General features: G+C 44.4%; 10 protein-coding genes. 2 read left to right on the top strand and 8 right to left on the bottom strand.

Going from position 1 to position 10,507, the window contains the following annotated elements; genetic code table 11:
• Nucleotides 1-364: 364 nt before the first annotated feature.
• From tyrR to pspA, 8 genes are all read right to left on the bottom strand, one after another.
• Nucleotides 365-1,915, bottom strand: coding sequence for a transcriptional regulator TyrR (gene tyrR, locus ACHUFQ_RS06155; protein ID WP_394173965.1), 1,551 nt, complete (start codon nucleotides 1,913-1,915; stop codon nucleotides 365-367).
• Between the two features lie 113 nt (nucleotides 1,916-2,028).
• Nucleotides 2,029-2,370 (bottom strand): 4a-hydroxytetrahydrobiopterin dehydratase, encoded by a 342-nt coding sequence (locus ACHUFQ_RS06150; protein WP_394173963.1) that lies wholly within the window; start codon nucleotides 2,368-2,370, stop codon nucleotides 2,029-2,031.
• A gap of 3 nt (nucleotides 2,371-2,373) precedes the next feature.
• Nucleotides 2,374-3,177: a phenylalanine 4-monooxygenase gene (gene phhA, locus ACHUFQ_RS06145; RefSeq protein ID WP_394173961.1), complete on the bottom strand. Its 804-nt coding sequence runs from the start codon at nucleotides 3,175-3,177 to the stop codon at nucleotides 2,374-2,376.
• Between the two features lie 388 nt (nucleotides 3,178-3,565).
• Complete coding sequence (locus tag ACHUFQ_RS06140) at nucleotides 3,566-4,597, bottom strand: YcjF family protein (protein WP_394173959.1); 1,032 nt, start codon at nucleotides 4,595-4,597, stop codon at nucleotides 3,566-3,568.
• Nucleotides 4,594-5,991: a YcjX family GTP-binding protein gene (locus ACHUFQ_RS06135; protein ID WP_394173957.1), complete on the bottom strand. Its 1,398-nt coding sequence runs from the start codon at nucleotides 5,989-5,991 to the stop codon at nucleotides 4,594-4,596. The genes ACHUFQ_RS06140 and ACHUFQ_RS06135 overlap by 4 nt, the downstream gene beginning before the upstream one ends.
• Nucleotides 5,992-6,170: 179 nt before the next feature.
• Nucleotides 6,171-6,602, bottom strand: a complete 432-nt coding sequence (gene pspC / locus ACHUFQ_RS06130; protein WP_394173956.1) for an envelope stress response membrane protein PspC — start codon at nucleotides 6,600-6,602, stop codon at nucleotides 6,171-6,173.
• The gene (pspB, locus tag ACHUFQ_RS06125) at nucleotides 6,599-6,811 is read right to left on the bottom strand and encodes an envelope stress response membrane protein PspB (RefSeq protein WP_394174066.1); all 213 of its coding nucleotides are present in this window, start codon (nucleotides 6,809-6,811) and stop codon (nucleotides 6,599-6,601) included. Before pspB ends, pspC begins: the two co-directional genes overlap by 4 nt.
• A 39-nt stretch (nucleotides 6,812-6,850) precedes the next feature.
• Nucleotides 6,851-7,549 carry a phage shock protein PspA gene (gene pspA / locus ACHUFQ_RS06120; protein WP_394173954.1) on the bottom strand — a complete coding sequence of 233 codons (699 nt, stop codon included), beginning with the start codon at nucleotides 7,547-7,549 and terminating at the stop codon, nucleotides 6,851-6,853.
• 221 nt (nucleotides 7,550-7,770) lie between these two features.
• On the opposite strand from pspA, the gene pspF reads away from it, so the two are divergent.
• Both pspF and ACHUFQ_RS06110 read left to right on the top strand, forming a co-directional pair.
• Entirely contained in the window at nucleotides 7,771-8,865 is a 1,095-nt protein-coding gene (gene pspF / locus ACHUFQ_RS06115) for a phage shock protein operon transcriptional activator (RefSeq protein WP_394173952.1), read from the top strand.
• Nucleotides 8,858-10,507 (top strand): ABC transporter substrate-binding protein, encoded by a 1,650-nt coding sequence (locus ACHUFQ_RS06110; protein WP_394173950.1) that lies wholly within the window; start codon nucleotides 8,858-8,860, stop codon nucleotides 10,505-10,507. Before pspF ends, ACHUFQ_RS06110 begins: the two co-directional genes overlap by 8 nt.

The raw sequence follows: 10,507 nt of genomic DNA, 5'->3' as shown, positions 1-10,507 counted from the left end.
CATCGCACCATAGCGTTTGCCAAGTTCCCAGCGACGTCAGTCTGTCACCGAACATGCGACGAACTGCGCATGTTCTTCTCCGATGCTAATCTCCTTCGAAAACAATAACGAGGCGACATCGCACCATAGCGTTTGCCAAGTTCCCAGCGACGTCAGTCTGTCACCGAACATGCGACGAACTGCGCATGTTCTTATCCGATGCTAATCTTCCTCGAAAACAATAACGAGGCGTCATCGCACCATAGCGTTTGCCAAGTTCCCAGCGACGTCAGTCTGTCACCGAACATGCGACGAACTGTGCATGTTCTTCTCCGATGCTAATCTTCCTCGAAAACAATAACGAGGCGTTAGCCTCGTTATTAAGTTAAATCTTCACGGTTTTTTTATTTATATTATATTCGCGTAATTTATTGGCGATTGCCGTATGGCTAAGGCTTAGTTTCTTCGCCAGCTGCCGGGTACTTGGGTAAGCTGGGTATAACTTACGGAGTAAATCCGCCTCAAACCCCTTTACGGCATCTTCTAATGTGCCATCAAACTCCTGCTCCAGATAGCCATGTTCTCTGGTGAAATTTGGTAGCTGCAGATGTTCGATACTAATCGTGTCACCTTCTACGAGGGAGGCAGCACGAAGAATCACATTCTCCAACTGACGCACATTGCCAGGCCAAGGATAATGCTGGAGAAAATCGCGACATTCTTCGTCGATAAACATTTCACCGCGATGATTCAATTTTGCCGATTTATTTAAGAATGTCTCCGCCAGCGGAATGATATCGGCGCGGCGATCCCTGAGCGCCGGTAAAGTAACCCCCAGTACATTCAGGCGATAATACAAGTCTTCTCGAAATTCACCTTTTTGTACCAACTCAAGCAAATCTTTATTGGTTGCACATATTATGCGTACATTCACTTTGATTTCATTTTCGTCATCAATTCGCCTAAAGCTGCCATCCTGGAGTACACGAATTAACTTGGTTTGTAATTTTGGCGACATTTCTGCCACTTCATCCAGAAAAACACTACCACCATCGGCTAAATCAAACAGGCCTTTCCTGCTCTGACCGTCGTTACTGTACTTACCAAACAATTCCGTTTCGGCAGCATCATCAGGTAACGCCGCGCAATTTAACACCATGAACGGATTTTCACTGCGATCGCTGGCATTGTGACAACACCGGGCTAAAAGTTCTTTGCCCGTTCCGGTTTCTCCTTGGATAAGAATCGCCGAATCTAAGCCTGCCATACGCCGGGCTTCACGAATAACCTTACGCATTTGCGAAGAGCTGGCTTGCACCCCGACAAAATCATTACCTTTAGGATGTTTAAATGCACTAATTTGCTGACCAAGACGAGCTTCCGATTTCAACATTAGCAAAGCCCCGGTAAACACTTCTTTGCCCTCTTCCCCCGGCACATAGATCGGCAGGATATCAGCGACATAATCTTCATCGTGCAGACGAAGTTTTCGGGTATGAGGTAGGATCTCACCGCTGTCCAGGTATTTGGAAAAGTTAAAACCTTTAATAAAATGGCTAATTGGCTGCCCAATAACCTCCGTTTCCTGATGGCCTAACTTTTGCTCCGCAAGTTCGTTTAAGCCATAAACATTGGCGCGGGTATCGATCGAAATGAGTGGGTCAGGTAAGGTTCTGACAATGGTTTCAAGCAGGTTATGCTCTCGCTCAGATGGCATATGGGTTGTGGTTTTTACATCGACAACACCTTCAACCAAACGCAATTGTGGCATAAAATCCTGTAACTGAGAAAACTCAAGGTCCGGAATATGAACATATATCTCTCCGGACTCCGTAATGGCATCAATGCCTTTTAAGTTAATTTCCCGGTCCACCAGAATCGCCAATACTTCCTGGGCAATACCAACCCGGTCCTGACAAGTGATTTGTATGCGCACGGCACGGTTCCTGAATATCTATGATGAATAACTGTAAATTAAATTTTACAAAAAAAAAGCCCCACATGGGAGCTTTTTCTCTCGATTGCTTAAAATTGTCGTCGTAACAATGATTAAGACAGTAATTCGTCGGTTTTAGCCGCGCAAATAAAATCGTTTTTGTGCAAACCACCAATCGCGTGTGTCCACCAGGTAATTGTTACCTTACCCCACTCTAATAAAATCGATGGGTGATGAAATTCTGCTTCAGCAAGCTCTGCCACTTGATTGGCAAACGCTAATGCCAATTTAAAATTTTTAAAGGTAAATTCACGTTCGAGCATCATGACACCATCACGGACAACGGGTACCCAATCAGGAATTTGCTTAACTAATTCGGCCAGTTCCGCTTCACTGACTTTTGGCGCATCGGCACGGCAGGCTTCGCACGCCTGAGTATTTAATTGTTCGGTCATTGTTTAACTCGCTTGTTTAATAATTTTTGGGGTAAATAATGGTTCGTGTAACCCTAGCGCTTTAGCTTGTTTGATTAACGCCATAACATCAATCCGACTAATGTCGTTTAACTGGTCAATATGATCGATCAGGAAATATACCGGTTGCATAATATCGATGCGATATGGGGTGCGCAGAACATCCAGAGCATCAAACGGCTTTCTTAAAGGTCTGTCATCATGCAGCGCGTATTGGGTTTCTCCGGGCGAAGATAAAATACCGCCACCGTATATTTTAAGACCATCATCGGTTTGCATTAAACCAAACTCCACGGTAAACCAATATAGGCGAGCGAGAAATACCCGATCTTCTTTGCTGGCCTTAAGGCCTAGTTCACCATAAGTTTGAGTGAATTTAGCAAAAGCCGGATTGGTTAATAACGGGCAGTGGCCAAAAATTTCATGAAAGATATCCGGTTCTTGTAAGTAATCAAATTCATCTTCGTCACGGATAAACGTTGCCACCGGAAATTTTTTTTCCGAAAGTAATTTAAAAAATTCGCCAAAGCCAATTAAGGCCGGAACCTTTGCGCATTGCCAGCCAGTTTTTTGCTTGAGTACCGCACTAACGTCTTGTAATTGCGGTACACGATCCGTTGGTAAATTTAACAATTGCAAACCGGTTAGATATTCCTGACACGCTTTGTCCTGAATACCCTCAATCTGGCGTGCATAAAGCTTTTGCCAAATTTTATTTTCTTGATCCGTCCAGCAAATATTACCATTATCATCGGCTGCTTTTGACACATAGGTTGTGCTGTTAGCCATCTACTTCTATTCCTATCTTGTTGTCCTGATTTTTCAGGTTATTGGCAAATCCAAGCATATTTTCGATTTGTTATTATTGCCTGCTCAAACTATCTGTTTGAGTCAGACTGCGAGAATTTACGACTTTATGTGATATACCAATTAATAGTAAGAAATGTCCGATCAGAAGAGAAACAGATCTGGTTTGATGATTTTTACCGGGTGTAAGGAATTAGGTACATAGCCGACGCGTACGGTCTCAGGTTTAAAAACGGACGCGCAACGTACATGAAGAAGTCAGAACAGAACTGACGCCAAAAATGCTGTCAGATAGGGTCAAAGGCCACTCAATGCATTAGCCAAGACATTAGCCAAGGCTATCTTGCCCTTTGACGTTCATAACACAGTATTAACTAGTCTTTTCTTTAACCAGCAACTGTTTAACCTGGGCGGCAACTTGTCTGCGTACCTGTTTGATCCCTGGAGGGTTTTCTGTAAAAGGGATCGGGCGGCATAATTTAATGGTGCGGATCCCTAGCTTGGCAGTTAACATCCCGGCACCTAACCCTTGGGCAAGACGGGTTGATAATTTACCGAGCGTTTCAACGCCTAATAAATCAATACCAACATCAGCGATGATTTCACTGGCGCCAGCATACACCATATTAACAAAAACCTGCTTGATCAGGCGGATACGACTCCAGTAACCTAACCGTATGCCGTAAAGGCCAGCAACTTTGTCGAGCATGCGAAGATTACGCCACAATAACAACATCATATCGACAATCGCAATCGGACTAATGGCAACCAGCACAACCGCTTCGCTGGAAAATTTTGACACCTGCTCCATTGCCTGTTTATCGACTTCGGATAGCACCTGACGTGAATATAGGGTGATCACTTCATCATCACTTAAGTGTTCGCTGAGGCTATCGGTAAATGACTGATGCAGGACTTCGACACTATCCATGGGCAACTTATCGGTGAGCTGTTGGCAAAATTGACGGCTGTCACCATGGCCGTGACATTCAAGATAATCGCCCGCCTTTTGCTGTCTTTGCTGCTGTCGCCGATACTGGCGAAGTCCTCGTAATTCTTTGAATAAGGTTAACAGCGCAATGGTTCCAACCGAACCGGCAAGTACTGCATAAACCGCGGTGATCAGAGGCGATGACGAGAAACCGGCGATAAAAAAGTCGACGAGCTCATAAATAACAATACCGGTAAAACTTAACCCCGCAATGCGCCATAACCAACTCGCCTTCTTAACTGGCAAGGGTTCATCACGATCTTCAAAGATTTCATCTACCGCTTGCCACGCTTCTTCTGGCAGCACAACAGGCGTATCAGGCTTTGATCCATCATCGATGTCGCTCGCAGACTGTGAGAACAGGATTTGTTGCTGAAAGTCTTGTTCTTGGCCGTTATCGGATTTACTCACTTGAGTTTATCTCCCAGTAAAAACTGCAATACCTGGTCAAGACGAATATGCTCTAGCGCCTGGTGTTCGTCTGCCGCAGTCATTGGCTTAAATTGTATGTAATCAAAATTATTTTGCTTAAAGAAACTCGGCTGAGGCAATTTCGCTGGCACCGAGCCCGGGAATAAGGTGATCATTTGATTATTATCAAGTCGCTTACCTTTTAACACCGACAACTTTTTGCCTTGATATTCACTTTTGCCTTGCTCAGTACACTTAATGGACGCTATCGATAGGGTTTTCATTGTAATGCCATCGAAACTCAATAATTTTTTCGCTTTAATGATCACTTGTTCAAGCAAGGTGGTCATATTTTGATGTTGGTCGCTGGTAACATGATCGGCCTTAGTGGCCGCAAAAAGAATCCGGTCAATTTTTGGTGAAAACAAGCGTCTTAGAATATTCGATTTGCCATAGGAAAAGCTTTCCATGATCAGAGCAACTGCTTGCTGCAAATCATTAAACGCCGCAGGACCATTGGTCAGTGGCGTCAAACAATCAGCGAGGATAATTTGTCGATCAAAATTGACAAAATGTTGCTTATAAAAGTTGCGAACAATAACGTCCCGATATTCTTCATAACGCGCCTGGCACATGGCAATCAAACTTTGCTCATCAGCATTTGCATAATCTTGTGCGGATAAGCGCTGAAAAAAAGGAAATGGGACAAATTGTAAAATGGGGGCGCCTTGATGCTCGCCCGGCAAAATGAATCGCCCGGGCTGGATAACAGACAAGCCCAACTGATGGCGAAAGTTAAGTAAAAGTTGGGTGTATTGTTCCGCAAGTTCCGCCAGTTTGGCCTCGCTAATTGACGCCATTGGGTCGAGCTGGTCAAGGGTTTGTAAAAACTCTTGTGCCAGTTCAAATCGCGGCTCCGAGGTCAGCAATTCGGTCATATATTCAGACCATTGCTGGTAACTTTGATTCAGCATTGGCAAATCAAGTAACCACTCCCCGGGATAATCGGTGATATCCAAATACAAGGTCGACATTTGCGAGGCATATTTGAGTAAGGAATCCTGAGGGGTGTAACGAATTGCCAGTCTTATTTGCGAAATACTGCGGGTCGGCTCCGGCCATTGTGGTTCCTGTTGCCCAAGATTCTGCATTCCGGCATCGTAATCAAAGCGGCTGATTTGCAAATTAGGTTGTGGTACTCGCTTTGCCGCGATAAAACGACCTTCATGAACCGCGTTAAAGAAGCTTAATGGTTTACCGTGACCCTCGTTAATCAGTTGATTGACCAATGAGGTGATAAATGCCGTTTTGCCACTTTGACTCAAACCGGTAACAGCCAGATTTACATGCTGATCGAGGCTACGGTTTAATAAGTCGCCAGCACCCGCTTGCATCCTTTGCTTCCATGAAGAAATCTTTTTACGATTAATGATTGCCATATCTATTGGGTAGTAAGTTGTCGTTTTATCTGGTTAATGTAGGTGAAAAGCCTAGTGAATAAAAGCTTAGTGAATAAACGCAAGGTCTGTATGAACCACAAAAATAAAGCCAGGAGCTTTACCTGGCTTTAGTGTTATAACTTGTTGATCTCTCGAGAGACGGTAAACTCTGCAGAGGTAACATAGCGCTCCATGCTTTGCAGTTGTGTTTCCAGTGTATGAAACTTGGTACGAATATCATGAAACGCCTGCTTAGGGGGTTCACCAGATTGCCAGATGCGAGATTTCACTTTGATATGTTCATTTACAATCTCATCCTCTTCGATCTGTTGCTTAAAGTTCTGGTGAATTTCATTGGCAGATTTGCGGTTTGGCTTTTTATCCAGAATAAACCAGCCAGCGATATATAGAATCACAAACCACCCCATGCCCAATAACACGCCAGAGACCACTAAAATCCGCACTAACCAGGTTTCCCAGCCAAAATAATCGGCGATACCAGCGCAGACGCCTGCGAGCTTGCCTTTTTGCGGATCGCGAAATAATTCGCCTCTGCCCTTACTCATAATTTATCCCTCCACTCGGGAGTTTCTGCATCTAAAATCGCTTCCAGGGTTTTAATTCTCGCCGCCATTTTATCCGCTAAATCAGAGAGTTCAGTTAACTGTTGATATTCGTCTTCGGTCAAACCCTGGCTAATTTGCCGCTTCGAGCGATAGTGTAGTACCAACCAGATAGGCGCGACAATTGCCATAAACAAGATGACGGGTACCATTAGTAACTCTTCCACGATAATTCTCCTTTTTAAACCCGATTATTTCTTAGTGGTGGTGGTTTTTTTCGCCGCTGGCTTCTTTTTAGGACTTAGTTTAGCTTTAAGTGCTTCTAATTCATTATCGACACTATCGTCTTGTTCCAAATCTGCAATTTCATCGGCTAACGATTTTGAGCCTAAATCATAAGACTCCACCTGAGCTTCTAAATCATCAATTTTGCGCTCGTAGCGATCAAATCGTGATAACGCGTCGTCCACCTTGCCTGAATCCAGTTTGCTTTTCACTTTCAAGCGTGACGATGCGGTATTACCGCGCATTACAATCGCTTTTTGACGCGCTTTCGCATCCGCAAGTTTTTCCTGAAGCTGGGAGATTTCCCCCTGCAGCTTAACAATGTGCTCGTCAAAATGACCTAACTCATCGCCTAAAGAGGCGGCGGCTTCTTCACATTTTTTACGCTCAATCAATGCAGCTCTGGCCAAATCTTCACGACCTTTGCTCAGAGCCAGTTCGGCTTTTTGCTGCCACTGCTGCGCATCGGCTTCCATTTTCCCAAGTTGACGAGTAAGCTCTTTTTTATCAGCTAAGGTTTTCGCTGATGAGGAGCGAACTTCGACCAGGGTATCTTCCATTTCCTGAATGATTAAGCGCACCATTTTTTCTGGATCTTCTGCTTTATCGAGCAGGCTGTTGATATTGGAATTAATAATATCTGTAAATCTTGAAAAAACACCCATAATGATTACCTCATTTTATTTATCTAGTTGTTTCGTGTTCGTATTTGATAGCACAAATGACGAATGACTGGTTAATACTATTCATTATTGATGCCAACTTTGAAAATTAGCGCAAACCCATGTTTTTAATAAGATTAAATAAAAACCAAAAAAAACTTCTCTGATGCACATTAATAAAATACACTATTTGTTAGTGAAATAAACTAATAATTAGGACGATTATGAGTCGCTTTAAACAACAGGATAACCTGATTGGTCAATCCAACAGTTTCCTTGAAGTACTCGAGCATATATCTCAGGTAGCACCATTATCGAAGCCGGTTCTGTTGATTGGCGAGCGAGGTACAGGTAAAGAGCTGGTCGCAGCTCGTTTACACTATCTGTCAAAACGGTGGGATCAAAGCTACCTCAAGCTTAATTGCGCGGCGCTCAATGAAAACCTGTTAGAAAGTGAGTTATTTGGTTACGAAAGTGGTGCATTTACCGGCGCGAGTAAACGCCATGAAGGACGGTTTGAAAAAGCCGATGGTGGCACCATGTTTCTTGATGAATTGGCCAACACCTCGGGATTGATCCAGGAAAAGCTGCTGCGTGTGGTCGAATATGGTGAATTTGAGCGTGTCGGTGGGTCGAGAACCATTAAAACCGACGTTCGCCTTATCGCAGCAACCAATGAAGATCTGCCAACGCTAGCTGATAAAGGCGAATTTCGCGCTGATTTATTAGATCGCCTGGCCTTCGACGTCATTACCCTACCGCCGCTTCGAGAGCGCCAGGAAGATATCCTGATTCTCGCCGAGCACTTCGCCATTAATATGGCTCGGGAATTAGAGTTTGAGTTATTTTCCGGTTTTAATGAGAAAGTGAAACGGGCATTACTTGATTATGATTGGCCGGGTAATATCCGTGAATTAAAGAATGTCGTAGAGCGCAGTGTCTATCGTCACAATAACCCACATATTCCGGTAAACGATCTGGTTATCAATCCATTCGAGTCTCCCTATCGTCCCTCCACTCGGATTAAAACCGCGGATCGGCAAGTCAGTGTAACCGACACCGTAACAACGGTGGAACACGGTAAATCTGAAAAAGCGGTTAACGAAGCAAATACTAACGCATTAAAGGTTGAAACGACCCAATATCCGGTCTCATTAAAAAGTCTGTCTCAGGATTTTGAAATTAACCTGATTAAAGATGCTTTGGCAGCCAATCAGTTTAATCAGAAAAAAACGGCTCAGGCGTTGGAATTGACCTACCATCAACTACGTGGTTATCTGAAAAAATACAATTTGTTGGACAGTAGCGACGGTGAATAGTCATAAAGCAATGAGAGTCATATGGCACAGCATGATCACCTTCATGTTGATCTTGCTCAGTGGCTGCGAGCCGGCTGATACCGAAGACTCGATCTTTGCCGATGGTCTGGTGTACTGTTCAGAGGGGTCGCCAACCTCGTTTAATCCGCAGTTGGTTACCTCGGGCACAACCATCGATGCCACGACACGGCAATTATATAATCGCTTAATTGATTTTAATCGCGATAACTATCAACTTCAGCCATCTTTGGCAAGATCCTGGCATGTCACCAATGACGGTACCATGATCACTTTTTATTTACGCAAGGACGTGCAGTTTCATCAGACCCGATATTTCACCCCGACAAGAAACCTGAATGCCGATGACGTTATCTTTAGTTTTCAACGGATCCTCGATCAGAGCAACCCGTTTTATCGTTCGGTCAGGGGCAACTTTCCATTTTTTCAAAGCATTAACTTTGCGAAACTGGTTGCCGATATCGAAAAGATCGACGAATACACGGTTCGCTTTAAACTAACCCAACCCGATGCCTCATTCCTATCGAATGTAGGCGCACCATTTGCCGTCATTCTTTCAAAAGAGTATGCCGACCAGCTATTGTCCAAAGACGACCGCAGCTTACTCCCCATGCTCGATTCGTTACCCATCGGCACCGGTCCATTTAAGTTCAATAGATATCGCAGTAACGCTTTTATCCGATTCCAGCGCAATGAAAATTACTGGGCCCATGATGTGGCCATTGAAAAGCTGATTTTTAACATTACCCCAAATAATACCGGTCGATTAACCAAGTTGTTGACCAATGAATGTGATGTTATTTCTTATCCCATAGCGCCTCAGGAAATTCGTAGCCGCGAAAATCTGCGCGTCGAAGAAGTCACCTCGTTTAACGTGGCGTTTATGGCATTTAACACGTCTAAACCTCCGTTTGATAACCCTGTCGTCAGAAAAGCCGTTTCCCTGGCAATAAACAAACAGGCGATTATTAGTGCCGTCTACTTCGATCAGGCTGAAATCGCCCACTCGCTGTTACCAAGTGCTTCCTGGGCCTATGAAAAACCCAGTGAACTCCTCCCCTATGCGCCGGAGCAGGCCAAAATATTGCTAGAGAATGCAGGTCTAAGCCAGGGGTTTACGCTTGATTTGTGGGCAATGCCGGTACAACGGGCCTACAACCCTAATGCGATGAAAATGGCGAAGCTGATCCGCTCAGATCTTTCCAAAGTTGGTATAAATGTCAATATCATCACCTATGAATGGAGTACATTCTTGCGCAAGCTTGCCAATTCGGAACACCAGTCGGTACTGATTGGCTGGGCCGCAGATCACCCCGACCCCGATAACTTCTTTTCTCCACTATTGAGTTGCTCTAGTGCACGCTCTGGCAGTAATCGCAGTTTTTGGTGCAATCAGGCTTTTGACGAGTTACTGGCCAAAGCGTTATTGACCCGTGACACTAATAAGCGCCGGGAATATTACCTACAGGCTCAGGCGTTGTTAACCGAGGAGTTGCCTTTGCTGCCAATCGCTCATGCGAAAAGAGCACAGGCAAAAATCGACACCGTACAAGGCAATATTTTAACGCCTTTTGGTGGCATTAGCTTCGCCGACACCCGTAAGCAAACAGGAGGCGAAAATTAA

It is taken from the genome of Thalassotalea litorea (assembly GCF_043642205.1).
GTDB classification, from domain to species: Bacteria; Pseudomonadota; Gammaproteobacteria; order Enterobacterales; family Alteromonadaceae; genus Thalassotalea_A; species Thalassotalea_A litorea.
The sequence above is the reverse complement of the archived record's forward strand: the minus strand, read 5'-3'. Positions and strand labels throughout refer to the sequence as shown.

Excerpts from the sequence above, each read along its gene's own strand:
- ACHUFQ_RS06150 (WP_394173963.1), bottom strand. The coding sequence starts at position 2,370 with ATGACCGAACAATTAAATACTCAGGCGTGCGAAGCCTGCCGTGCCGAT.
- phhA (WP_394173961.1), bottom strand. The coding sequence starts at position 3,177 with ATGGCTAACAGCACAACCTATGTGTCAAAAGCAGCCGATGATAATGGT.
- ACHUFQ_RS06135 (WP_394173957.1), bottom strand. The coding sequence starts at position 5,991 with ATGCAAGCGGGTGCTGGCGACTTATTAAACCGTAGCCTCGATCAGCAT.
- pspC (WP_394173956.1), bottom strand. The coding sequence starts at position 6,602 with ATGAGTAAGGGCAGAGGCGAATTATTTCGCGATCCGCAAAAAGGCAAG.
- pspB (WP_394174066.1), bottom strand. The coding sequence starts at position 6,811 with ATGGTACCCGTCATCTTGTTTATGGCAATTGTCGCGCCTATCTGGTTG.
- pspA (WP_394173954.1), bottom strand. The coding sequence starts at position 7,549 with ATGGGTGTTTTTTCAAGATTTACAGATATTATTAATTCCAATATCAAC.
- pspF (WP_394173952.1), top strand. The coding sequence starts at position 7,771 with ATGAGTCGCTTTAAACAACAGGATAACCTGATTGGTCAATCCAACAGT.